Origin of the sequence: Marinobacter sp. EVN1, from assembly GCF_000475375.1 — a bacterium.
Classification (GTDB): domain Bacteria; phylum Pseudomonadota; class Gammaproteobacteria; order Pseudomonadales; family Oleiphilaceae; genus Marinobacter; species Marinobacter nauticus.
This window is the reverse complement of sequence record NZ_AXCB01000070.1, coordinates 49544-74483: the sequence shown is the minus strand read 5'-3', so window position 1 is coordinate 74483 and position 24940 is coordinate 49544. Positions and strand designations below refer to the sequence as shown.

Annotated in this window: 25 protein-coding genes; 5 read left to right on the top strand and 20 right to left on the bottom strand. The window is 58.4% G+C overall.

The features are described 5' to 3' along the window. Nucleotides 1-76 precede the first annotated feature (76 nt). A complete protein-coding gene (locus Q674_RS37570) occupies nt 77-1009 on the bottom strand; it encodes a CysB family HTH-type transcriptional regulator (RefSeq protein ID WP_023009813.1) in 933 nt (310 codons plus the stop codon). 262 nt (nt 1010-1271) lie between these two features. Then, nucleotides 1272-2402 (bottom strand): FMNH2-dependent alkanesulfonate monooxygenase, encoded by a 1131-nt coding sequence (gene ssuD / locus Q674_RS37565; protein WP_023009812.1) that lies wholly within the window; start codon nt 2400-2402, stop codon nt 1272-1274. Nucleotides 2403-2736: 334 nt separating this feature from the next. Here ssuD and Q674_RS37560 point away from each other — a divergent pair, with 334 nt between their 5' ends. Together Q674_RS37560 and chrA are read left to right on the top strand one after the other, a co-directional pair. Next, the gene (locus Q674_RS37560; RefSeq protein WP_023009811.1) at nt 2737-3063 is read left to right on the top strand and encodes a gamma-butyrobetaine hydroxylase-like domain-containing protein; all 327 of its coding nucleotides are present in this window, start codon (nt 2737-2739) and stop codon (nt 3061-3063) included. 89 nt (nt 3064-3152) lie between these two features. After that, nucleotides 3153-4595 (top strand): chromate efflux transporter, encoded by a 1443-nt coding sequence (chrA, locus tag Q674_RS37555; protein ID WP_081698957.1) that lies wholly within the window; start codon nt 3153-3155, stop codon nt 4593-4595. Nucleotides 4596-4651: 56 nt separating this feature from the next. On the opposite strand, the gene Q674_RS37550 is transcribed toward chrA, so the two are convergent. Further along, nucleotides 4652-5896, bottom strand: coding sequence for an acyl-CoA dehydrogenase family protein (locus Q674_RS37550; protein ID WP_023009809.1), 1245 nt, complete (start codon nt 5894-5896; stop codon nt 4652-4654). A 203-nt stretch (nt 5897-6099) separates the two neighbouring features. Here Q674_RS37550 and Q674_RS37545 point away from each other — a divergent pair, with 203 nt between their 5' ends. Beyond that, the gene (locus Q674_RS37545) at nt 6100-6945 is read left to right on the top strand and encodes an amidohydrolase family protein (protein WP_023009808.1); all 846 of its coding nucleotides are present in this window, start codon (nt 6100-6102) and stop codon (nt 6943-6945) included. A 56-nt stretch (nt 6946-7001) separates the two neighbouring features. Here the strand turns inward: Q674_RS37545 and Q674_RS37540 are convergent, their stop codons facing one another. From Q674_RS37540 to Q674_RS37510, 7 genes are all read right to left on the bottom strand, one after another. After that, a complete protein-coding gene (locus Q674_RS37540; protein WP_023009807.1) occupies nt 7002-7751 on the bottom strand; it encodes an ABC transporter ATP-binding protein in 750 nt (249 codons plus the stop codon). 22 nt (nt 7752-7773) lie between these two features. After that, a complete protein-coding gene (locus Q674_RS37535) occupies nt 7774-9066 on the bottom strand; it encodes an ABC transporter substrate-binding protein (protein WP_031210444.1) in 1293 nt (430 codons plus the stop codon). A 71-nt stretch (nt 9067-9137) separates the two neighbouring features. Next, entirely contained in the window at nt 9138-10220 is a 1083-nt protein-coding gene (locus tag Q674_RS37530) for a branched-chain amino acid ABC transporter permease (protein WP_023009805.1), read from the bottom strand. Nucleotides 10221-10232: 12 nt separating this feature from the next. Continuing rightward, entirely contained in the window at nt 10233-11114 is an 882-nt protein-coding gene (locus tag Q674_RS37525; RefSeq protein WP_023009804.1) for a branched-chain amino acid ABC transporter permease, read from the bottom strand. Between the two features lie 15 nt (nt 11115-11129). After that, entirely contained in the window at nt 11130-11978 is an 849-nt protein-coding gene (locus Q674_RS37520) for an ABC transporter ATP-binding protein (RefSeq protein ID WP_023009803.1), read from the bottom strand. Nucleotides 11979-12033: 55 nt separating this feature from the next. Then, on the bottom strand, nt 12034-13134 hold the full coding sequence (sfnG, locus tag Q674_RS37515) for a dimethylsulfone monooxygenase SfnG (RefSeq protein WP_023009802.1): 1101 nt from the start codon (nt 13132-13134) through the stop codon (nt 12034-12036). 23 nt (nt 13135-13157) lie between these two features. Further along, a complete protein-coding gene (locus Q674_RS37510; protein WP_031210441.1) occupies nt 13158-13760 on the bottom strand; it encodes an NADPH-dependent FMN reductase in 603 nt (200 codons plus the stop codon). A 395-nt stretch (nt 13761-14155) separates the two neighbouring features. On the opposite strand from Q674_RS37510, the gene Q674_RS37500 reads away from it, so the two are divergent. Then, nucleotides 14156-15436, top strand: coding sequence for an acyl-CoA dehydrogenase family protein (locus Q674_RS37500; protein WP_023009799.1), 1281 nt, complete (start codon nt 14156-14158; stop codon nt 15434-15436). A 31-nt stretch (nt 15437-15467) separates the two neighbouring features. On the opposite strand, the gene Q674_RS37495 is transcribed toward Q674_RS37500, so the two are convergent. The 4 genes from Q674_RS37495 to Q674_RS37480 are packed head-to-tail and all read right to left on the bottom strand — an operon-like array spanning nt 15468 to nt 19051. Continuing rightward, entirely contained in the window at nt 15468-16283 is an 816-nt protein-coding gene (locus Q674_RS37495) for a phosphate ABC transporter ATP-binding protein (protein WP_023009798.1), read from the bottom strand. Between the two features lie 3 nt (nt 16284-16286). Next, a complete protein-coding gene (locus Q674_RS37490) occupies nt 16287-17144 on the bottom strand; it encodes a PstA family ABC transporter permease (RefSeq protein ID WP_023009797.1) in 858 nt (285 codons plus the stop codon). Then, a complete protein-coding gene (gene pstC / locus Q674_RS37485) occupies nt 17141-18058 on the bottom strand; it encodes a phosphate ABC transporter permease subunit PstC (RefSeq protein WP_031210438.1) in 918 nt (305 codons plus the stop codon). Before pstC ends, Q674_RS37490 begins: the two co-directional genes overlap by 4 nt. Nucleotides 18059-18067: 9 nt before the next feature. Continuing rightward, on the bottom strand, nt 18068-19051 hold the full coding sequence (locus tag Q674_RS37480) for a PstS family phosphate ABC transporter substrate-binding protein (RefSeq protein ID WP_023009795.1): 984 nt from the start codon (nt 19049-19051) through the stop codon (nt 18068-18070). 295 nt (nt 19052-19346) lie between these two features. Between Q674_RS37480 and Q674_RS37470 the strand changes: the two genes are divergently transcribed. Then, complete coding sequence (locus tag Q674_RS37470; RefSeq protein WP_023009793.1) at nt 19347-19994, top strand: peroxiredoxin; 648 nt, start codon at nt 19347-19349, stop codon at nt 19992-19994. 74 nt (nt 19995-20068) lie between these two features. Here the strand turns inward: Q674_RS37470 and ssuE are convergent, their stop codons facing one another. The 6 genes from ssuE to Q674_RS37440 form a co-directional block, all read right to left on the bottom strand. Beyond that, a complete protein-coding gene (gene ssuE / locus Q674_RS37465) occupies nt 20069-20659 on the bottom strand; it encodes an NADPH-dependent FMN reductase (protein WP_023009792.1) in 591 nt (196 codons plus the stop codon). Between the two features lie 17 nt (nt 20660-20676). Then, nucleotides 20677-21783, bottom strand: coding sequence for a sulfate/molybdate ABC transporter ATP-binding protein (locus tag Q674_RS37460; RefSeq protein WP_023009791.1), 1107 nt, complete (start codon nt 21781-21783; stop codon nt 20677-20679). Then, complete coding sequence (gene cysW / locus Q674_RS37455; protein WP_023009790.1) at nt 21780-22643, bottom strand: sulfate ABC transporter permease subunit CysW; 864 nt, start codon at nt 22641-22643, stop codon at nt 21780-21782. Before cysW ends, Q674_RS37460 begins: the two co-directional genes overlap by 4 nt. Nucleotides 22644-22653: 10 nt before the next feature. After that, nucleotides 22654-23484: a sulfate ABC transporter permease subunit CysT gene (gene cysT / locus Q674_RS37450; protein WP_413540201.1), complete on the bottom strand. Its 831-nt coding sequence runs from the start codon at nt 23482-23484 to the stop codon at nt 22654-22656. 4 nt (nt 23485-23488) lie between these two features. Beyond that, a complete protein-coding gene (locus Q674_RS37445; protein WP_023009788.1) occupies nt 23489-24562 on the bottom strand; it encodes a sulfate ABC transporter substrate-binding protein in 1074 nt (357 codons plus the stop codon). 81 nt (nt 24563-24643) lie between these two features. After that, nucleotides 24644-24811, bottom strand: coding sequence for a YezD family protein (locus Q674_RS37440; RefSeq protein WP_023009787.1), 168 nt, complete (start codon nt 24809-24811; stop codon nt 24644-24646). Nucleotides 24812-24940 lie beyond the last annotated feature (129 nt).

Sequence of the window (24940 nt, the reverse complement as noted above, 5' to 3'; positions counted from 1 at the left end):
GCAGGGCAATTAACCAATAAAAACTCATATCTTTATCAGAATGCCGGGGGAGCAGACGGGAGTGCCTGCTCCCCGCTCAGCGGCCGGATGGCAGCGCCAGCTGGCCGGCTACAACGTCCTCGGTAAGCTCCGGAGCGCACAACTGAATAAACTGGAACGCATAGTTACGCAACAGATTGCCGCGACGGATACCGATTCGTGTCTGCTTTTCTTCGAACAGGTGATCGGTATTGAGCAGTTGTAACCCCGAATCCCGGGCAGGGTTGAACGCTACCGACGCAATAATGCCTATGCCCAGGCGCAATTCCACGTAGGACTTGATCACATCCGCGTCCAGGGCGGTCATGATGATTTCAGGCCGCAGGTTCTCGGTGGCAAACGCCTTCTCGATAGAAGCCCGGCCCGTGAAACCCTCGTGGTACGTGATGATGGGGTAATGCTGGATGTCCTCCAGTGTCAGCCGCTCTATCTCTGTCAGCGGATGCAGTTTGGGTACTACCACACCGTGGTGCCAGCGGTGATACGGGAAAGACACCAGCTGTGGGATATCACCCAGGGCCTCCGTGGCGACGCCGATGTCCGCCTCGCCACTGAGCAACATGCTGACGATTTCGTCCGGACTGCCCTGATGCAGGCGCAACCGCACCTTTGGAAACTGTTGCTTGAACTGGCTCACCACCTCAGGCAACGCATACCGCGCCTGGGTATGGGTGGTGGCAATGGTCAGCTCGCCGGAATCCTGTTCCTGGTAATGCTCGGCCAGGTTTTTGATATTACGGGCATCCATCAGCATGCGCTCCACATAGACCAGCATCTGCTGACCAGGCTCGGTCAGCCCCAATAAGCGTTTGCCTTTTCTGACATAGAGCTCCACACCCAGTTCCTCCTCCAGATCCTTGATGTGTTTCGAAACACCGGACTGGGAGGTAAACAGTGCATTGGCCACTTCCGTCAGATTGAAGTTCTGCCGGGCAGTTTCCCGCACGATTCTCAGCTGCTGAAAGTTCACGGATGGCCTTCCCTATTCAATGGTAAACCCCGGTCATGAATAACCAGAAAGTAATAAAAATCCTGAAATCAATACCATCGAAGTCTAAGACAGACCCCAAAATAAACCGAATAATATTTACTGCATTACTAAGCGTTTTTTTTCATATGGCGCTGCGAGGATCCGGCTCCGGCTGAGCCATACAAAAAAGGCCGGACAACGAAGTATCCGGCCAAACGGAGAGGTGCCACGATGAGCACGCACAACACTTAGATGCAAGGTTTCAGGATGCAGAGGCTTTTGCAGCCCGGATATCAAAGGCACCGCCGGTATGAAAGGCCGAATCGGTGACCGCCTGTTTGCCCGGCAACAATGGAAAAACCAGCTCGGCAAACCGGATGGCTTCCTCCAGGTGGGGATAGCCTGACAGCACAAACGTATCCACGCCGGCGTCCCGGTACTCCAGCAGGCGTTTGGCGACGGTTTCCGGGTCGCCCACCAGCGCGGTGCCAGCACCACCGCGAACCAATCCCACTCCGGCCCAGAGATCCGGGCTGATTTCCAGCATGTCCCGTCGACCGCCGTGCAGCTCCAGCATCCGCTTCTGGCCCACCGAATCCATTTTGGCCAGGTTCTGCTGGGACTTGGCAATGGTTTCGTCGTCCAGGTTCTCAATCAGCTTGTCCGCTTCCGCCCAGGCCTCTTCACGGGTTTCCCGAACAATCACGTGCAGGCGAACACCAAAACGCACGGTACGCCCGTGTTTGGCAGCCTCGGCACGCACACGATCAATTTTTTCAGCCACGGCTTCCGGCGGCTCACCCCAGGTCAGGTAGGCATCCACCTGCTCCCCGGCCAGCTTGATAGCGGCCTCCGAGGAGCCGCCAAAATACAACGGGGGATAGGGTTTCTGGACCGGCGGAAAGTAGTTTTTAGCCCCCTTGATCTTGTGGTGCTTGCCGTCGAAATCCACCGTTTCGCCCTGCAGCAGACGGCGCCAAACGTTCAAAAACTCATCGGCAGATTCGTAGCGCTCGTCGTGGCTGTAATAGACACCTTCCGCAGCCAGTTCTGCAGCATCTCCCCCTGGCACAACGTTCAGCAGCAGGCGGCCACCCAGGGCCTCATCCAGCGTTGCCGCCTGCCTGGCGGAAACGGTTGGCCCGGAGATGGAGGTGCGAAGCGCCACCAGCAGTTTGATGCGACTGGTCACCGGAGCAAGGCTGGAAGCCACCACCCAGGGGTCCTGGCAACTGGCGCCGGTGGGAATCAGCAGGCCGTCATAACCCAGGTCTTCAGCGGTCGTTGCGATGCGCTGCATATATCGGTTGGTCGCCGGCCGCCCACTGCCGGGCTTGCCAAAATAACGGGTGTCGCCGGAGGTAGGAAGAAACCAGAATACATCGAGGGACATGCCACTCTCCTTGAAGGTCGTTGTCATTGACTGAGCGCAGATTAACGCTCCCGGCCCTTTCCACAAATCCGATTATCTTCGATCAACATTCCTTTTTGTGGATACAGATGCTCCGCGCCCGCGGAGACTGCTTTTCCTTTTTTGCGCAAAGCTTTACAGGTTTTCTTGGTTTGGCGATTGAAGGCTGGTTGTTAGGGTTGTCCGGATACGAACGCCAACTTGACGATGAATTACTTCATGATCCCCAAAAGACCCGACAGCCCCTGCAAAGTCAGCACCAGGCAGTTCGCCGAGTTCCGGTGTCGGATAGCCGGTGAGAGTGAAAGGAGACGAAATGAGCGCTGTGGTTGAGCGCCTTTCCAGAGGCAAGCCCGTGAACACAGGGAATCCTTTTCTGGAGGTCTCGGTCATCAATATGGGAGCAACTCTGGTACTCCGATGGCTGGGAGAATCGGCGGTTCAGGTTCCGGCGCAGGTCTTGCGCGTGAATTGCCAGTGCGAAACCTGTAGGGCCAATAAAGGTGATTACCCGTACCATTCCAATCCGACGACCATTGCCGATATCCGGGCATTTGGACTGATCGGGCTGCGAATCCGGTTTTCAGACGGCCACGATGCAGCGACCTACTGCTGGACGTCGCTGGGCGCTCTGTCTGTGTAACCTGCCAATGTGAGCGACACGCCAGAAAGCTTCTTCGGTAGATTGCTGACCCATCAATCTGCAGCGTTATAACACTTGGAGACACCCCCATGTCCTCACCCCCTCCTGAAAACACTCCTCAGCGTATGCCGGTGGCGACTAAAGATTCAACGAGGCACCCCCTCGGTCACAACGTCACCTTTGCCGAAGCCGTCAATGTATGGCTACGTGTAGCCCTGTTGAGTTTTGGTGGTCCGGCGGGACAGGTTGCCGTGATGCACCGGATTCTGGTGGATGAGAAACGCTGGGTCAGCGAGAGCCGGTTCCTTCACGCTCTCAATTACTGCATGGTGTTGCCGGGGCCAGAGGCACAGCAGCTTGCCACTTATCTGGGGTGGCTGTTGCATGGCGTCAAAGGAGGGCTCGTAGCCGGTACGCTGTTCATTCTGCTCGCCTTTATAGCCATTCTGGGGCTGAGCCTGGTGTATGCGGGTTTTCAGGAAACCTCGGTTGTTCAGGCAATATTCTTTGGCATCAAGGCTGCGGTGCTGGCGGTGGTCATCCAGGCCGTGGTTCGCATCGCCCAGCGGGCGCTGAAAAACCGCATCATGGTCACGCTGGCAGCGCTGGCTTTTATTGCCATTTTCTTTTTTGCAGCGCCTTTTCCCCTTGTTATTGCGGCTGCCGCTCTGGTGGGTCTGATCGGCCGCCAGCTGGACCCGGAGCGATTCGTGGTCATCAAGGGCCACACAACCCGGGAGGAGGGTGAGCGAGCCATTGATGCAATGATGACCAATGGCACCGGGCACCATACCCAGGCGAGCCGGGGGCGCACACTGAAGGTGCTCGGGATCTGGCTGCCCCTGTGGTTTATTCCCCTGATCGTACTGGCCGTTTCCCTCGGAATGGACGATGTGTTCACCCAGATCGGCCTGTTCTTCAGCAAACTGGCCGTGGTGACCTTCGGGGGCGCTTACTCGGTCCTCGCGTACATGGCCCAGGAAGCCGTGCAGAATCACGGTTGGCTGGCACCGGGTGAAATGCTCGATGGCCTGGGCATGGCGGAATCCACCCCCGGCCCACTGATTCAGGTTGTGCAGTTTGTCGGATTCATGGGCGCCTTCCGGGATCCAGGCACTCTGGACCCCTTTACCGCCGGGGTTCTGGCCTCGGTACTGGCAACCTGGGTGACCTTTGTGCCCTGCTTCCTCTGGATTTTCCTGGGCGCACCTTATGTGGAGAAACTGCGGGGAAACCAGGCCGTCAGCGCAGCGCTTTCTGCTGTTACTGCCGCCGTGGTCGGCGTGATGCTGAACCTGGCAATCTGGTTTGCGGTGCACGTGGCCTTCGCCAGGGTGGATACATCGCAGGCCTGGGGCATCCAGTGGTTGTCGCCCCAATGGGATAGCGTCCAACTGGCCAGTGTGGTACTGGCACTGGGCGCGTTCATCGCCATTTTCAGGTTCAAAATCGGCATGCTGCCGGTGCTCTTTACCAGCGCCCTGCTGGGCATGCTGTTGCACTGGCTAACAGGGGGCGCTCCCGGCATCTGATCGCCGGGTACACGCATTGATAGGGCGCAATCACTGCGCCCTTACTCCTGGCCCGATCATGAATAGGATGTCGGCGTCGGGTAATCGCCGAACAGCTCCCAACGCCCAAGATCCCTCAGCTTGTAATCAATCGGGTCATGCAGAGTATGTGTGCGGGCGTTGCGCCAGAACCGGTCATACCCAAACCGGCGGCTGGTGGCGCGGGCACCGGCAATATCAAACAGGCGCGAGCTGATATCCAACGCCGCATGGTGAGCCGCGACTTTGGCATCGGCAATGGCGATGGCCGTCTCGCCCCTGTCCTTCAGGGTAATCGCATCGGGGTTTTCCAGAAAGTGGTCGACCAGGCGACCCGCCTCGTCTGCCAGCGCCTGCGCACTTCTCAGCTTTACTCTAAGCTCACCGTAATGCCTCTGGATGAAGGGGTCTTCAGAGGAAGCGTCAACACCGGACGTAAGCCAGGGATTCGCCAGAGTCAACGTGAACTGGCGCGCTTCCTCAAAGGCACCCTCGGCGATACCGGTATAAAGATTGACCAGCACCAGTTGTGCCAGACAGGAACGAAAATGCGCGGCCGGGCTCCACGGTTGTCCGGGCCAGAGCAGGACTTCATCCGGTGCGACAATCACTCTGTCAAAGCTGACCGTACCACTGTCGGTCTGGCGCTGACCCATGGCATCCCAGTCATCATGCACGGTTATGCCTTCCCGCACGGTCGGAATCGCTGCGACCAAAAGGCTCTGTGAGGGTTCGTGCCAGGCCGACGTAGTGAGGTAATCCGATCCAAGAGCACCCGAGCAGAACCCTTTAATGCCGTTCAGCTCAAAGCCGCCGCCGGCATACTCGGTCGCGACGGTTCGTTTGTCCTTCGGGTTAAGGGTGTTACCCCAGAACCAGTTATTCTCTGAGGTCTGGCGGAGCAGTTTTGAAACCTGCTCCGCCTGGCCGAAAAGCAGTACCGAACTGACCTGAAGATGGTGAAAAGCAAATATATGAGCCAGTGCAGAGTCGGCACAGGCCAGCTTCCTGACTACCTGGTAAATCAACCCCCAGTTCTGGCCGGCACCGCCCTGAGCTCTCGGGATAGAAAGCGATAGCAGTCCACTCTGTCGAATCCGTTCCCTCTGTTCTGCGGCATGGCCTCCAAGCCGGTCCCGCTCAACAGCAGACTGGGCCAGGTAAACGGTAATCTCATCAGCCTTCGCCAGCCAGGCATCCTCGTCCAGCTGGTCATGGCCGTGCCCTCCAACCGCGGAATGAGGTCTTTCCTCCAGGCTGGTCACAGCGGCAGTCGCAGACATAGGGCTATCTCCTTTGGATTAAGGTTCAAACCGACATGATCCGAGAAGTTCCCTCGCTCGACAAACAAGAATAACTGCAATGCTTTTCAGGAAAACGCCTATAAAACCTTATCAAAATCAAGCAAATACTTTGCACAAATACTTGGTTACGGGGGAGCCCGAGGAGCCTTAAGCTGCTCCCTTTTGACCAGGGATTGTGCTTAATGAACATTATCGACATGCGCTGCCGCCCGGCCTACCTGCACGACTTTTTCGGTGCCACGCCGGGCACCGAGGCCTTTGAAACCGCCCGCTGGCTGAACCGACGGGTGGGTACCCGGGGCGACGACCAGCACTTTACCCGCTCCCTGACCGAACAGGGATTTCTGGACGAAGTCCGCGAAGCAGGCCTGACCCGGGCCGTGGTGGTTGGCCGGCACACGCCGGCCCAGCACCTGCCCAACGACCGCATCCACCAGATCGTGACGGGCCAGGAGCTGCTTCTGGGCGTGGGATCGGTGGATCCGGTGCTTCAGGGCGTGGACGGAGCCATTGCAGAAATCGACCGGGCCGTGAATGAGCTTGGCCTGGCCGCGATCAACCTTGAGCCCGGGTTTGCCGAACCCGCCCGCCATCCGGACGATGAGATCTACTTCCCGATCTACGAGCATTGCGCGCGCCTTGGCGTGTCTGTATCACTGATGAGTGGCCCCACCACACCAGACCCGAGATTCAATGACCCGGCAGGGCTGGCGGTGGTCGCAAGATCATTCCCCACGTTACCGCTCATTGTCTACCACGGTTACTGGCCGAACGTTGCCCAGGCCATCGGGGTGGCGTTCCGGTATGAGAACGTGTTCCTGGTGCCCGACATGTACCTGTTCCAGCCCGGCAGTCAGCTGTATGTGGAGGCCGCCAACGGTTTTCTGTCGGGACAGCTCCTGTTCGGCTCATCCTATACCTTCAGGCCCATTCGTCAGTCCATCGACGATGTGCTTGAGCTGGGTTTCCGGGAAGCGGTGGTGGACAGAGTTCTTTATAAGAATGCGGCAAGGTTGCTGGGCATCTAGTCGCTGATCTGGTGATGGAGGAGCCAAAGCGGCTCTTGCCATCACCGGAGCAGGTCCTACTGTATTGTCGTTTGGTTACCCAGATAAACATCCGCTATGGCCGAAACAGAAAACTCGGATGCAGGCCCGGCCTTGGTCACCCGCCCTCCGTCCAGCAGATAAACGCTGTCTACCGCCGGCAGCGTCACTGCAACGTTCTGTTCGGCAATCAGAACGCTGATTCCTGAATCCCGGTTGAGCTGCCGGATGCTCTCGAAGATCTCGGCATAGAGATTGGGTGCCAGCCCCATGGATGGCTCATCGAGAATCAGCAGCCGGGGCCGGGTCAGCAGTGCTCTTCCGATCGCGGTCATCTGCTGCTCACCACCGGAGGTGTTTCCAGCCTGCAGATGCCGTTTTCGTTTCAGCCTCGGGAATCGCTCGTAGATCTCCTCCAGTGCAGCACCCACCTGTTTGCGCCGCAAACCAATGGCGCCGGTCCTCAGATTCTCTTCAACGGTCAGGTGGGGGAAGCAGTGCCTCCCCTCCAGAACGTGGGCAACCCCAAGCCGGCTGACGCTCTCCGGTGCCATGCGGGTAACGGTGCGACCTTCGTAACGGATCTCACCTTCGGTAATCAGGCCGCCCGTGGACCGGATCAGCCCGGAAATGGACTTGAGACAGGTGCTCTTTCCGGCCCCGTTGGCACCGAACAATGCCACCATAGAGCCGGGCTGAATGGACAGGGAGACCGTGTTCAGAGCTTCCACAATGCCCCCGCCATAGCGAGTGGAGACTTGATGCACTTCAAGCTGGGGCTGCGTCATGACAGAACTCCTGTTTACCGGATCAGATGGGGGCACAGTCACGGGGGGCAATTCCGTTTTCCTGCGCGTACTGGGCGGAGGCCTTGTCGATCAACGGACGCAGCAGTTGTCGGTCGGCCTGGACCCAGTCACTGATCACCTGCCAGGCCTGGCCATCCCACTGCTGGAAGCGAACAGCGCCGCCGCCCTCGTGGTCGTAGCAGGACAGCTCCAGCGGCTGCACCAGGCCCAGCGCGCCCAGTTCCTCGAGGCGCTCGTTGTCCAGATTCAGGTTTTCAAAGCCCCAGCGTACCTGCTCCCCGGTGAGTGGCTTGTGGCCGTATTTCTCCTGGGCAAGCCGCACGGCTTCCACATTCAGAATGCCATTCACAACCCCCAGGTTGTAGTAGACAGTGCCGAATCGGGACGGATCCTGCAGATCGGTTTTGCCGGCATCAACCACGGATGCCTTGATGCCCTGCAGGACCGGAAAATCGGTGCCCGCCGGGTGGGTGGTGATGGAAACAAAGCCCTTGGCTGTATCCCCGGCAGGCCGGACGTCCTCTTCTGAATTGCTCCAGATATTTCCGATAATACGGTCAACCGGGAAGCCATAACGCTTGGCAGTCTTGATGGCCACCGGATTCATCACGCCCCAGCCCCGCAGGATCACCCAGTCAGGCTGGAAGCGGCGGATCTGTAACCACTGTGCCTGCTGTTCGTTGCCCGGATGCGGCACTTCCAGCAGCTTGAGCTCGAATCCGTACTCCTTCGACAGCAACTCCAGCACGCTATTGGTCTCGGTACCGTAGGGCGAGCCATGGTAAAGCGTCGCAATTTTCACATCGGCCAGCTTATCCTTGCCTCCGGCCTTCTCGGCGATGTAATTAACGATCGCCGACACTTCGGAGTAAGGGTTCAGCTGCAATGGAAAAACGTAGGGGAAAACCCGGCCATCCGTGGACGCCGTTGCGCCATGGTTAATGGTGATCAGCGGCAGTTCGTCCTTGCGGGAGCGCTCCAGGGTCGCGTAGGCGATGCCCACCGACAGCGGATTGGTGGCCGCGGCGGGCGCTCCATTGAGTCCGCCTTTCAGGCGCTCATAGCACTCGACCCCTTTCTCGGTCTCGTACTCGGTCTCACACTCGCTCCACACGAGCTTGACGCCATTCACGCCGCCCTGCTGATTGACGTGCTGCATGTAGTCAATGAAACCTCCGAAGAACCCGGTTCCACCGGCGGCATAGGGACCGACCCGATAGCTTTGCAGCGGGAAATACTGCTCCCCTTCGGCATAAGCCGTTGTCAGCGATGAGCTGAGCAGGCCCGCAATGATGACTTTTCTGAAGAGATGACGCACTTTACTAACCCTCTTGATGTTTAACGGTTTTAAGGAAATGGACGGTATTAACCGGCGTTTCTGGCAATACCGCGTCTGTGTTGAACGTATTGGATGGCTCGCTCCACATAGCGCACGAGGCCTCCGGGTTCCCGGATCAGGAAAAATATGATCAGTGCCCCGAACAGAACCTGTTGCAGGTTCTCCAGCAACCCGTTATCAACGGTGCCCACGGGAAGAAAACCGGCGAGATTGGATAGCGCGATGGGCAGGAAAACAAAGAACGCCGCCCCGAGTATGCTGCCGGTCAGGCTGCCCAGGCCGCCGATGATAATGATGAAGAGAATCTGAAAAGACCGGTTCAGATCGAACCCGTGCGGCTCAACGGTTCCCAGGTAGAGAAACCCCCAGAGGCAGCCTGCCACACCCAGAAAGAAGCCGCTGATGGCAAAGGCCAGCAACTTGGTGCGCAACAGGGCGATACCCAGGGTGGCGGCCGCAACGTCTTTGTCCCGCACCGCCATCCAGCGCCGCCCGGTTTCTCCCCTCACCAGATTGCGGGCAACCCAGAACAGTGCGGCAACAATGGCCAGGGTCAGCAGGTATCGGGCCCTGGGTGTCTCGACCTCGACGCCCAACACCGACAGATCGGGTGCGGAAATGACGCCGGAAGGGTTGTAGTTCGAAAACCACCCGAACTTGACCAGCACCCACTGAATCAGAAACTGGGCAGCCAGGGTTGATACCAGCAGGTAGAACCCTTTGATTCTGAGGCTTGGCAGGCCAAATACCAGGGCGACAAGTGCCGCCATCACGCCACCGCCCAGAATGGAAACCAGTAACGGAAGTTCCGGAACCCGCAAATCCAGGTTGTAAGCGGTGTAAACCCCGACCGCCATGAAGGCTGCCGAACCCAATGAAAGCTGGCCGGTGTAGCCGGTGAGCAGGTTCAGGCCAAGGCCCGCCAGAGACAGAATCAAAAGCGGTATCAGAATCGCACTGAACCAGTAATCGCTCACCGTGAGCGGCAGAACCAGAGCGAACAACGCAACGCTGATGACCCAGCCGATCCATCGGCTGCGTTTGTGCTGGGCAAGCCCGGAGGCAACCGGCCTGTCAGGCACAAGAATTTGAGCGGTACTGAAACTCATGAAACTTTCCTTTTAGACACGTTCTATGGTTCTCTGCCCGAACAGGCCTGCGGGCCGGACCAACAGAAACAGGAGCGCAATCACATAGGGAAACCAGTTCTCGATCCCGTTACCGATAAGCTGGCCGAGGTATACCTCTGCCAGTTTTTCGCCGGCACCGATAAGAAGGCCGCCCACAATGGCCCCTGTTATCGAGGTGAATCCGCCAATAATCAGCACCGGCAGGGCTTTCAACACAATGAGGGAAAGCGAGAACTGAACACCAAGGCGAGCCCCCCAAAGCAAGCCTGCCACTAACGCCACCAGGCCGGCCGCGGACCAGACAATCACCCAGATCCGGCGAATGCGTATACCAACGGATTGTGCCGCCAACGGGTCATCCGCCACTGCCCGCAAGGCCAGCCCGGTCTGGGTGTACGAGAAAAACAGGGACAGCACGATCACCAGCAGGCCGGCAATACCCGCCGCAACCAGGTCAAAGGAGGAGATCAGCAAGCCACCCAGGAACATTGGGGCATCACTGATGCCAAGCTCAAGGCCGTGCACCTGGGTACCCCACAGGGCCTGGGCCGCGCCCTCAATCACGTAGGCCAGCCCAAGCGTGGCCATGAACAGAACAATTGGTGGGCGATTGACCAGAGGGCGCAGAACCGCTGCCTCAACCGCCAGGGCCAGCAGAACCATCAGCACGGCGGTGACCAACAGTGACAGCCAGGGCGAGAGCCCCTGGTCGATAAGGCTCACATAGGTAAGCGCGGCAAACAGCACCATGGCGCCCTGGGCGAAATTAAAGACGCCGGAGGCCTTGTAGATCAGCACAAAGCCAATGGCGACCAGCGAATACATGACGCCAGCCAGCAGCCCGCCGATCAACACTTCCAGAAAAAATTCCATAAACGAAGTCCTTTGCTACAGCGCCACCGCGGGTTCGGGCCTGGATTCGTGAGTATCAACGTCGCTTTCTGTTCCACCCGCGCCAAGGTAGGCCTCGATGACTGCCGGGTTGGCCCGTACCTGCGCCGGCGGGCCGTCACCGATTTTCTGGCCGTGATCCAGCACGATGATGTGGTCGCTCAGCCCCATGACCACGCCGATGTCGTGCTCGATGATCACGACGGTGACCTGGTGTTCCTGATTGATCTTCCTGATCAGCTGAGCCATATCCGCTTTATCCAGCTTGTTGAGACCCGCCATGGGCTCATCCAGCAGCAGGATGGAGGGCTCTGAGGCAAGCGCGCGGGCAAGATCCACTTTTTTCTGGACTCCGTAGGACAACTCGCCCACCTGCACATCGCGCCAGGCATCAATACCGAGGAAGTGAATCACCGCCTCTGCCGACCGGATTTGCCTGACTTCGTCACGGCGAGCGGCGGGCAGGCCCAGCGCCTGGGCAAGCCAGTGCGACCGATGCCTGAGGGTTCGGCCGGTCAGGACGTTTTCCAGTACTGTCATCCCCGGAAACAGTCCGAGATGCTGAAAGGTGCGGGCGATACCCAGCGAGGCTGTCAACTGCGGACGGGCGCCACGCAGGACCCGGCCATGGGCCCGCAGAAAGCCCTCACTGGGCTGATAGATTCCGTTGAGCACATTCAGCAGCGAGCTCTTGCCCGCGCCGTTGGGACCGATCAGGGCACAGATCTCGCCCTCACGGATCGAGAAGCTGACATCGTCCAGGGCCCGTACGCCCTGGAACTTGAGTGTTACCCCGACGGCAGCGAGCGCCTCGCTGGCCCCGGGCGTTGTGATGTTGCCGGACATTCCGTATTTCCAAAGTTGAGCGCGGAGCAGTAAAGCCCTGCCCCGCGCAGCCCCATCAGGCTGGTACGCTTTCGGATTGTTCACTGCGTTGCGCTTCGAGTTCACGCACCAGAGGCAGAACTCTTTTGCCGAAATACTCGACCTCTTCCTGGAAATGCAGGAACCCGCCGAGAATGAGATCGACACCAGTCGCCTTGATTTCCACAATGCGTTCAGCGATTTGCTCGGGTGTACCAATCAGGTTGGTCCGGAATCCGTCGTTGTACTGGACCAGATCTTCAAAACTGGACTTGGCCCAGTTGCCTTCGCCTTCCGGGCTGGCTTTGCCGGCATTCTTGACTTCGCCGGCGAACGCATTGACAGCCTCAGGATCAGCCTGGCCAATGATGTCGTCCAGAACCTGGCGCGCCTCCTCCTCGGTATCCCGGGCGATAATGAAAGCGTTCACGCCAACCTTCACGGAATGGCCGTTCTCCTTCGCCTTGCCTTTAACATCCTCCACTTGCTTGCGGATGCCCTCCACGGTATTGCCATTGGTGAAATACCAGTCCGAGACACGTGCAGCCATATCCCTTGCAGCTCGGGAGCTACCACCCTGGAAAATCTCCGGATGGGGCTTTTGCAGCGGCTTGGGCTTGAGGGTGTAATCACTGAAGCGGTAAAAAGCCCCGTCAAAGCTGAAATTGTCCTGGGTCCAGATGCCCTTGATCGCACGGATAAACTCTTCGGACCGGCGGTAACGCTCGTCATGGTCCAGCCAGTGCTCACCAATGGCGTGGAACTCGCCACTGAACCAACCGGAAACCACGTTAACCGCCACCCGGCCACCGGTCAGCTGGTCAATGGTTGCAATCTGCTTGGCCAGGACGGCCGGCTTCCAGGGGCCGGGCAGCACCGCTGCAATCACCTTGAGGGTGTTGGTGGACTCGAGAAGTGCATGGCTGAACGACACCGACTCGTGCTGAAACTCTGCGCCGTAGCCGGCCGTAAAACGAATCTGTGACAGGGCATACTCAAAGCCTGCCTTTTCAGCGATCCGTGCCAGTTCGCGGTTGTAATCGATATCCCAACTGGTTCGCTGTTTGACCTTGCTGATGACCAGCCCGCCACTGACATTGGGAACCCAGTAGGCGAATTTAATTGGATCGGTACTCATGAATGCTCTCCTGTGGTTGTGACTCAAAGAACAGGCGCCGTTGCAACCGGTGCTTGTGAGACGTTTTTGGATGCTTCCCGGTGTCCCCGGTTGCTTTCCAGATGGGCTGCGGCCAGCTCGGCCGCTGAACTTACCCGATGCGCAAGCTCGTCATTGATCAGTCGCCCGTCGTTGAAATCGACGTCCAGCGCGTAGACAGACTGCGGCAGGGTGAGGGCCTGGAAGAACGCGAACAAAGCCCGGAACTGGGTATCCAGGGCGAGCCCGTGAAGGGGTGTGCCACCGGTGGCGGCCAGCAAAACCGGTGTACCTTTCAAGGCGTCCCGGTCAACCAGGTCGAACAAATGCTTGAACAGACCGGAGTAGGACGCCCGATAGATGGGACTGCCAGCCAGGATCAGGTCTGCGTTCTCGATGGCATGAATGGCTCGCTGCAGTTCGGGAGCCAGTGAGGCGGGATTGAACTCGGTGCCGAAATGGTTGCCGATCTCCGCAATATTGACGCTCTGCACCTCAACATCTCTGACCCGCGCGATCTCATTCGCCAGCACGTTCAACAGTGCTCCGGTTCTTGATCTCGGTCTTGGGCTGCCATTGACAATGACAACGCTGGGCTTTGCAGGCATGAACCGTCTCCTCTTCTACTCTGTATGGGGCCACAAGCAGTGAGCTCGACTGGCCGGGGCGAAAAGGCTCCTCACCGTGAGAAACCTGCGCATACCCCTGATATTGCACAGTCAATGCCAGATTTTTATCTCATTGTTTTTATTATTTTTATTGGGAAATTAATCCTACAAATGGTGATACAGAAGCAACTGGCGGTGGCGCCGTGCGGATATATCCACACCCGCGCCTGAAGAGTGCTGATATATCAGCAGACGGAGAAGCCGCCCTGAACGTGCGGCGCCTCTGTGGCAGGGGCTTTGAAAGGTATTGGGCTGACCTGGCACAGGCTTTGAGAGCAAAGGCAGGGGAATTCAATCTTCATCACCAACTTTTCGAGCACACATCGGAGATAGCCATGCCAGAACTCAAAGCCAAACCAACGCCAGAAACCCGGCCCATCGCTGCCAAAAATGCCAGTAACGACTCAGATCTCTCCAGAGGCGCCAGCGACTCTGAACTGAACCAGCGGTTTCGCCCCCTGTTTCGAGACATTGCAGAAACCGTAAAGCACCGTGAAAATACCCGGGAACTGCCCTACGACCAGATCCGTAAACTCAAGGAAGCACGATTCGGCGCGTTGAGGGTGCCGGTCGCCTATGGTGGCTTTGGCGCCTCTCTGCCCCAGTTATTTCGGCTACTGACCGAACTTGCAGAGGCCGATTCCAATATTACACAGGCCCTGCGGGGCCACTTTGCGCTGGTGGAAGACCGCCTGAACGCCCGCCCCTCAGCGCACCGAGATGAATGGTTGACGCGATTTGCCAATGGCGATATCGCAGGTAATGCATGGACCGAAGTGGGCGAGGTAAAAATCGGCCACCTCAACACCCGCGTCAGCGAGGTTGACGGGCAGTGGCTGATCAACGGTGAGAAGTACTACACCACGGGTAGTATTTTTGCGGACTGGCTGGATGTGACAGCCCAGCTATCGGACGACCCTGAGACCCTCTCAACCGTGAGCGTTTCTGCCCATCAGGAGGGTGTTGAGATTGAGGACAACTGGGACGGGTTCGGCCAGCGGACAACCGGAAGCGGCGTTACCCGGTTCAACAACGCCACAGTGAACCCTGAAAACGTCTATCCGTTCGGGGAACGCTTCCGGTATCAAACGGCATTCTACCAGTTGGTTCTGCTGGCCACGCTGACGGGCATCGGTCGGGCCGCCCTGGGCGATCTGAAATCACTGGTGCGGGCAAGAACCCGGGTATACAGCCATGGCAACGCCGATGCGGTCCGAAACGATCCCCAGATACAGCAAGTGGTGGGTTCCGTGGCGGCGCGCGTGTACGCCGCCGAGGCTATTACACTGAAAGCTGCGGAAGCCAGCCAACTGGCCTACGAGCAACACGCAACGAAAGACCTGGAGGCTCTCCGGGCTCTGAACATCGACGCCGAAATAGAATCCGCCAAAGCTCAGGTGGTCGTCGCTGACCTGATCCTCTCCGCCACCAGCGATCTGTTCAACGCACTGGGCGCATCCGCCACCAGCACCAAACATTCCCTTGATCGCCACTGGCGAAACGCGCGCACGGCCGCCTCTCATAACCCGCTCATATACAAGGAAAAGGTGATCGGAGACTGGGAGGTCAACGGCACCGAGCCCGTGTATCAATGGGCGATCGGCAGAGGTAAATAACGCCCCGCCCTCTTGCTCAACAAAACCGCCCTCAGCCGGAGCTGGCAAGCCTGACCGAGCCGGAGGGCGATTTCGCCCCGCCACCATGGCCATGGATAAAATCTCGCGCCCGTTCCGATGAGGGGGCATCCAGTACCTCGCTGGCCGGCCCCTGCTCCAGTGCTTCGCCCAGGTACATGAAAACGACGTGGTCGGCGAGGCGTTGGACCTGCGGCATCAGGTGGGTCACCATGATAATGGTGTAATCCTGTTTCAGGGCCAGCAGGGTTTCCTCCACCCGCTCCGACGAAATCGGATCAAGGGCGGAGGTTACCTCATCGCAAAGTACCACCTCTGGCTCCACGGCCAGCGAGCGGGCCAGGCTCAGGCGCTGGATCTGGCCCACCGACAGATCCGCGGCGGGCGCGTTGAGTCGGTCTTTCACCTCGTCCCACAGGTTCACCTTCCTCAGCGACCGTTCGACAAGCTCATCCAGTTCCTGTCGGGACGGGCGGCCATGAATCTTCGGCCCATAAGCCACGTTTCGATAGATCGACATGGGCAGCGCTGTCGGCTTCTGGGAGACATAGCCAATCCGTTTGCGCAGATCCGGCACCGGCTCGCGGGACCGGTAAATCGGGTCCTGCCCGACGTAAACTTCTCCTTCCACCCGGGCGTGAAGCTTGAGATCGTGCAGACGGTTCAGGGACTTGAGCAATGACGACTTGCCACAGCCGGAAGGCCCGATAATAGTGGTGAGTTGGTTCGCCGGGAAGCGCACACTCACCTGTTTAAGGGCCTGATTGGTTTTATCCCGGCCGTAATAGAGGTTGAGATTCTCGGTTCGAATGGCCGAAGTGTCGGACATGTGTCAGTGATCCTCCTGGGCAAAACGGGAAAAGCGACGGGCAATGAATTTCGAAAAGGCCACCAGAACCAGTACCAGCATCATCAGCACAAAGGCTGCAGCATAGGCATCCTCGCGCACGCTCGGGTAGGCAGACGACGCCTGCTGGAAAATCAGGATGGGCAAAGTGGTGGCTGGGTCATTCAGGCCCGAGGGCATCTCAATGCCGCCACCGGCGGTAAAGAGCACCGCCGCGCCATCCCCCAACCCGCGGGCGAAGCCCATGATGACACCGGCTACCACGCCCGGCAGCGCCGCACGCAACAGCAGGCGGAGGGTTTCAAAGCGCGTCGTCCCCAGAGCGTAAACCGTTTCCTTCAGATCCGCCGACACCGATTTCAAGGCTTCATCGACAAACCGGGCGATGATCGGGAACTGCAACAGGGATACCGCAAAGGTAGCCGCGATCAGGCTGGAACGGCTTTCCAGCATGATCAGCAGAGTTAACACGAACACTCCGTAGACAATAGCCGGCGTTCCCCACAACACGTACAGAAGCACGTTTACAGCACGCGCAAACCGCTCGCCGCAGTAGTCGCTTTGCAGGTAGAGACCCGTGGCAACGGCCAGCACCGTGGCGATAACAGTCGCTGGCAAAACAATCGCAAAACTACCGAGAATGGCGTGCAGGAACCCGCCGGCACCCCCAAGCAAATAGAGTGGTCCTGGCGCAGTGAAGGCAACGGAAGGCTGATTGATCAGCACCTGCCCGCCCTTGTAAAGGGTCATGCCGATGATCAGCACCAGCACGCCCACCACCAGAGCCGTACTCAGCCGGATCAGCGTCTCAACCAGATACTGCTCAACGTAGCGGCGCTTCATTGGTACCTCCAGTGGCGTTCAAGCCGGTTACGCGCAAAGCTCGCCAACAGATTGAAAGCCGTTACCACGAGAAACAGCACCAACGCTGCAAAAAGCAGGGCCGAACGGGTTTCCGGCAGAGACATCATTTCACCGAAGGTGTTCACGATCAGTGTGGGCAGCGTCTGCCCGGCATCGAAGAGAGAGTCCGGAATCAGGTTTTTACCACCAATGACCATGGCAACGGCGATCGAGGCCTCGAACGCCCGCCCCAACCCTAGCAAAATGGCCGACAGTATACCGGGGCCTGCAGCCCTCAGAAGGATCCGGATAGCCATGCCACTCCGGGTTTCTCCAAGGGAAAGCGCAGTCTCCCGAAGGGAATCCGGCAGTGCGACCAGAGATTCCACTGACAACGACATGATGATCGGCAGTGTCATTACCGCAATCACAAGGCTGGCCGTGAGCAAGCCCAGGCCTGTGCTGCTGGCCCCGAACAACGGCGCAATCACATCATCCACAAGGGGCGCAACAATCAGCAACCCGAACAGACCGAAAATAACCGAGGGCACAGCAGCCAGGATATCCACGGAGGAGGACAACAGTGTGCGGACGGAACCGCGCGCGTATTCAGCGATATACACAGATGCAAGAACGGCGATCGGCACGACCAGTATCATGGACACGGACATGGTGATGAGGGTGCCTACGATGGCGGGCAGAAAACCAAACTGACCGGCTTCCGGATCCCAGGTACCACTGAATAGGATGTCCGCCACGTTATTTTCGGCTAATACCGGTAAGGACTGCTGAGTCAGCACCAGTGCCAGCCCGACAAATATGGCAATGCCTACCCAGGTCAGAAGCTGGAATAGCGCCTTGGTGGCGCTGTCCAGAAGCAATCTGCGCCCGGAGCGCAGGGACGTTACAGCCACGTATCGCCCCTACTGCTGCCGGTTGTCAGCGGTCACACCGTCGTTCAGATACCGGCGCTGGCTTTCCAGGGCCGCATCAGGCAGCTTGACGTAACCGTTTTCCGCAACGTACTGCTGCCCCTCCGTCAGGATCCAGTCCACAAATTGCTTGACCTCCCCCTTGAACGGGCCTTTACCGGCGACATACATAAGACGTGCCGGGGGCGACGGATAACGGCCATCGGCTACCGCAGTCAAAAAGACATCACGATTCTGGTAGAAAGCTTCATCATCGCTGATCCTATTATCACCATTGAGATCCAGCGGCAATGGGCGAATGTCACCCACGTACTCACCGGTTTCCACGTTAAAGGCAAAATTCAGGTTGTTGAAACCAATCGCGTTTGGCTCTTTTGCCACGGCAGCGGCCACGGGTTGATCGCCATTGAAGTTGGCATCGGCCAGGTTCTGGAAGTGTGACTGGGATTCGTCGCTGAAGAACTTGAACCAGGTCTTGGCGGCACCGGAGGCGTCTGAGCGACCGTACACCTCGATGGTGTCGTCACTCAGATCCTTGCCGATCACTTCACCCCAGGTGGTGACTTCGCCGCTGAAAATTGCCTTGAGGTCCTCTCTAGAGAGCCCCTGCTCAACAATTTCCTTATAGGCCGGATTCGACTTGTTCACCGTTCCCACGACCGAATCCTTGATAATAGCGATCGGAAACAGGCCCTGATCTATCTCTTTCTGCGCGGGATCACGGCCCATCATGCCAATATCCGACTGGCCGTTGAGCACGTCCGACACACCCTTGCCGGTGCCACCACCCGACACCGTAATATCGACGTTGTCATGGCTTTTCTGGTACTCGTTGGCCCAGATCACCATCAGGGGATAAGGGCCCCAGCCGCCTGAAACCCGGATATCGGTCTGTTGCGCGTGGGCAAACGGTGCGGCCGCGATTACAGCGACAGCCATCGCAGCGGACTTCACAAACTCTGAGCGTCTAATCACGGTTGACTCCTCGAACTGGTATGACCTGCTTGCTCAGCCCGGCGGGCTGGGCTTCGGTAAAACGGAAATGATGACGCCCCCCTTCCCCTGACCAAACCAAGAATTCCCGAACTGCTTATGAAAAAAAACGATAAAGACCGGCACAAAGCTCGCCTCAGCGAAGCGCTTTCCCCTAGTAAGAAGGGGGATACTGGCCATTGCAGGAAAACTGAAAACCAACTGAAGTTTTCTTGGTACTCCATTGTTTTTAACCGCGCTAACCTGAAACTTCATGACATCGAACAAGGAGTAACCCATGACACTCAGACTGGGCGATACCGCCCCTGATTTCGAACAGCAATCCAGCGAAGGCAAGATCCACTTTTACGATTATCTCGGCGACAGCTGGGGGGTCCTGTTCTCGCACCCTGCGGACTTCACCCCCGTATGCACCACGGAACTGGGCCTGACCGCCAAGCTCAAGGACGAATTTGCCAAACGCAACGTCAAGGTGCTGGCGCTGAGCGTCGACGATGTCGATTCTCACGGACGGTGGATTGAGGACATCAACGACACCCAGGATACCCGGGTGAACTTCCCGATCCTGGCGGACAGCGATCGCAAAGTGTCGGAACTGTACGACATGATTCACCCCAACGCAGACAACAGCGCAACGGTGAGATCGGTATTTGTGATCGACCCGGCGAAAAAGGTACGGCTGACGCTGACTTACCCCGCCAGCACCGGCCGCAACTTCAACGAGTTGCTCAGGGTCATTGACTCCCTGCAGCTGACCGAGCACCACAAGGTCGCAACACCGGGTAACTGGCAGCAGGGTGAGGACGTTGTCATTGTGCCGGCCCTGCAGGATGAGGAGGAAATTAACCGTCGGTTTCCGTCTGGTTATCGCGCAGTCCGGCCTTATCTACGTCTGACCGAGGACCCCTCAAAGCAAACCGCCTGACCACGCGGGACAAACCGCCACATTGCAAAAGACCGGAGGTTCGTGCCTCCGGTCTTTTTGTTTCAGCGTGGGCTTTATACCGCCAGGGTCTCGCCAAGCCGGATGTGAGTCCGGTCTTTGCTCACCGGGTGATCCGGGTGGGATTCAAATCCGTCGATGAAGCGGTCAAGAGCCACGTCCAGGCGCTGCAGAATCTCGTCACCGATCAGGTAGTCTCCCTCCTCCGTCTTCTGGAACTGGTTATCCGGGGAAAACACCACCGGCAGCGCCTTCTCCGCTTTCAGGTTAATGAAAATCGGCTGCAGGGCGTGGTCTACCGCCAGCATGTGGGCGGGAGAGCCACCGGAGGCCACCGGCAACACGCTTTTATTTTGCAACCCACCCTCCGGGATCAGATCCAGCAGGGTTTTCAAAACGCCCGAGATAGAGGCCTTGTAGACCGGGCTGGACACAATCAATCCCGCTGCCCCGGCCACATCACTCAGGTAGGCCTGCACCTGTTCGCTCTTGAAATCTGCGCGCAGCAGGCTGTTCGCATCGAAGCTTTCCACGCTGTATGTGCGCACTTCCACATCCCGGCCAGCCAGTTCGCCAAGCAGGTACTCGGCGAGCGCGCTGGAGCGGGATTTTACGTTGGGACTGCCCAGCAGGGCGACAATATGCATTGGATTCTCCTGTTGCGTTATCGGGGGCCCGTGACCGCTGGCTGCCCCGGTTCAAACCAGTGGGTTTCGGTGGCTCGCAGGTAAACCCGCTCGCCTACGGAAAGATTCAGGGCCCGGAAGTCCCGGCGAGGCAGTTCCACATCGATCACCTCCGGCAGGCCGTCACTGGCCGCGTGCTCGGGCACTACTTCCAGGCGGTAGACACTGCCCATGGGCTGAATGAACTTCACCCGGCATTCCGGCAGTTTTTCCTCGGTGGATTTCAGCAGCTCAAAATCGTGGGGGCGGATGTAGGCCGCGTAGGGCGTGTCATCGCTCACGTCAGCACTGCCCGGCGGGCGAATCGGCAGTTGCCAAGCACCGGTATCCAGAGTCTCGCCCTGAAGGCGACCGTGGAAGACGTTCACATTGCCGATAAAAGACGACACAAAGGGACTGGCGGGGTTGTCATAAACCGCTTCCGGAGTGCCCACCTGTTCGATCCGCCCCTTGTCCATCACCACAATGCGGCTCGCGACCTCCATCGCCTCTTCCTGGTCGTGGGTGACGAAGATGCTGGTCACGTGCAGTTCGTCATGCAGCCGTCGCAGCCAGCGGCGCAGTTCCTTGCGGACATTGGCATCCAGGGCGCCGAAGGGCTCGTCGAGCAGCAGGAACTTGGGCTCTACCGCCAGCGCTCTCGCCAGGGCCACCCGCTGACGCTGTCCGCCGGAGAGCTGGGCCGGAAAGCGTTTGCTCAGCCAGTCCAGTTGCACCAGATCCAGCAGCTCATGTACCCGTTTACGGATCTGCTCCTCACTGGGGCGCTCGCTGCGCTTGAGAACCCGCAGGCCAAAGGCCACGTTCTCGAAGACGGTCATGTGTCCGAACAGTGCGTAGTGCTGGAAAACAAATCCCACGCCCCGCTGCTTGATGTGCTTGCCGGTGACGTTCTCGCCGTTGAGCCAGACTTCGCCTTCATCGACAAAATCCAGCCCGGCGATCATCCGCAGCAGCGTGGTCTTGCCGCAGCCGGAAGGGCCCAGCAGGGCCACCAGTTCGCCGTCGTCGACATTGAGTGAGACATTATCCAGGGCCTTGAAATCGTCAAAGGCCTTGGTGATGTTGCGGACTTCGATGCTCATTGTGTTGCTCTCTCCAGTGACCGCGCCTGTTGCCACTCAACCAGGCTTTTCAATACCAGTGTCAGGATCGCCAGCCCGGCCAGCAGCGAGGCAACGGCGAAGGCGGCGGTAAAATTGTATTCGTTGTAGAGAATCTCCACGTGCAGCGGCAAGGTGTTGGTCTGGCCCCGGATATGGCCGGACACCACCGACACCGCCCCGAACTCACCCATGGCCCGGGCGTTACACAGGATGATCCCGTAAAGCAGGCCCCATTTGATTTTCGGCAGGGTGATTTTCCAGAACATGGTCCAGCTACCTGCACCGAGGGCGATGGCGGCCTCTTCTTCTTCCGAGCCCTGCTCCTGCATCAACGGGATCAGTTCCCGGGCCACAAAGGGCACGGTCACGAACAGGGTGGCCAGAATGATCCCCGGCACCGCGAAGATGATCGGAAAGCCCTGCTCGGCGAACCAGCTGCCGAACCAGCCGTGGGCCCCGAACACCAGCACGAAGATCAGGCCGGCGATGACCGGTGAGATGGAAAACGGCAGGTCAATCAGCGTGGTCAGCGTTCCCCGACCGGTAAACTGGAACCGGGCGATCATCCAGGCGGCGGCAATGCCGAACACCGTGTTCAAAGGAACCACAACCGCCGCCACCAGCAGGGTCAGTTTGATGGCCTCCCAGGTATAGCGGTCATTGATAGCCTGAACATAGAGATCCCAGCCTTCGCTGAAGGCCTCAATCAATACCGCCGCCAGCGGCAGCAGCAGGAACAGACCAATAATGAAAATGGCCAGACCGGTGAGCACGTAGCGGGGCCACTGCCGGGCACCAGGCTGGTCCAGGCGATCCAGCGCCAGAGTCTGTGTGTGCATGGGGGCTCTCCTAGAGTTTACCGGTGCGCTTGCGGGTCCAGGCCTGCAAGAGGTTAATAACCAGAAGCATGATGAACGCCACCACGAGCATCATCAGGCCGATAGCGGTTGCGCCGGCGTAGTCGTACTGCTCCAGCTTGGTGATGATCAGCAGCGGTACGATTTCCGAGACCATGGGCATGTTGCCGGCGATGAAGATCACCGAACCGTATTCACCCAGCCCCCTGGCAAACGCCAGGGCGAAGCCCGTAAGCAATGCCGGAATCAGCGGCGGAAACAGCACCCGCCGGAAGATGGTCCAGGGTGAGGCCCCCAGGCTCTGGGCCGCTTCTTCCAACTGGCTGTCCAGGTCCTGCAGAACCGGCTCCACCGTGCGCACCACAAAGGGCAGGCCGATGAACATCAGTGCCACGACAATACCCAGAGGCGTATAGGCGATGCGGATGCCCAGCTCGGTGAAGAAACTGCCAATCCAGCCGTCCGGCGCGTACAGGGCCGCCAGCACAATGCCGGCCACGGCCGTGGGCAGGGCAAAGGGCAGATCAATCACCGCATCGAACATACGCTTGAAAGGCATGGGGTAGCGCACCAGCACCCAGGCAATCACAAACCCCAGAAACAGGTTGATAAAGGCCGCCGCCAGCGCTGTGAGAATGCTCACCCGGAAAGACGCCAGCACCCGGCTATTGGTCAGCGTGGCCACCAGCTCCTCAAGGCTCAGCTCGGTGGTCTTCCAGACCAGTGCGCAAAGCGGTATCAGAACCAGCAGGGAGAGGTAAAACAGGGTAATACCACTTGCCAGGCGAAAGCCTGGCAAGATGGAGAAGGATCGCTTCATAATCGCCTCATTGTGGGAGGTAGATTGCGTCGAAGACACCGCCGTCGTTGAAGTGGGTTTTCTGGGCGTTCTGCCAGCCGCCGAACACGTCCTGCACGGTGACCCGGGTCACGTTCGGGAAGCGTTTCAGGTCTTCCTTGTCGGCAAAGTGCTCGAAGACCGGACGGTAGTAGTGTTTGGCCGCCAGTTGCTGGGCCACCGGCGAATACAGATACTCCAGATAGGCCTCGGCCGCCTCGACCGCGCCCTCACCTTTTTTCTCGACATTGCCATTCACCACGGTGACCGGTGGTTCGGCCAGGATACTGATGGACGGCACGACAATGTCGAACTCACCCTGGCTCAGTTTGTTCACCGCCAGCAGCGCCTCGTTCTCCCAGGCCAGCAGGACATCACCCAGACCACGCTTCACAAAGGTGGTGGTGGAGCCACGTGCGCCGGAATCGAGAATCGGCACATTTTTATACAGAGCGGTAACGTATTCTGTGGCCTTCTGCTCGGCTGCCTTCACTTCATCGGCGAACTCTGGGTTATCAAGCTTGCTCAGGTCGCCCAGCTCCTTTTTCAGCACATAGGACCAGGCCGCCAGGTAATTCCAGCGGGCGCCGCCGGAGGTTTTCGGGTTCGGGGTGATCACCTCGACGCCCGGTTTGGTCAGATCATCCCAGTCCTGAATGTTCTTGGGGTTACCCTTGCGCACCAGAAACACGATGGTCGAACTATACGGGGCGCTATTGTTGGGCAATCGAGTCTGCCAGTCGGCCGGCAACTTGCCGGTGCGCTCGCCGATGGCGCTGATATCATAGGCCAGGGCCAGGGTGACGACATCGGCCGGCAGGCCATCAATCACCGAACGGGCCTGCTTGCCTGCACCGCCATGGCTTTGCTCGATGGTGACCGAATCACCAGACCTGGCCTGGTACCAGTCGGAAAATTCCTTGTTGTACTCCTGGTAGAACTCCCGGGTGGGATCGTAGGAGACGTTCAGCAGGGAGATATCCTCAGCCTGCGCCGGGCCGGCCACGGAAGTGGCCAACAGGACACTGGCGGAAAACGCCAGCAGTGGTTTTCGGAAAGACATATCAAGCTCCTCGGGATTTAAAACGTTGACTGCCTCCGGCGGTCCGGTCGGCCAACAGGTTGTTCATCGGGTTTTGGCTGTTCAGCGGGCGCCGGTGGATTTCTCGAACCGCACCTTCTCCCGCTTCTCAAGTTGCACAAGCTGGCCCTGGTGAAACGTCAGTTCGACGGTGCCGAAGTCCATCTTGCCAATCAGGCTCTCAATGAGGCTGGACAGCTCCTGCACCAGCCTCGGATTGCTGTCGCTCATCTTTATCTCCATTGACTGTGTCAACATGAACACGAGGTTACTGATGGCAGGTTAGAAACAGAAACACGAAAAACTGAAATCTTTATGAAGCAGAAGAATAAGGGTAGGGAATCTATTCTGAAATTAGCA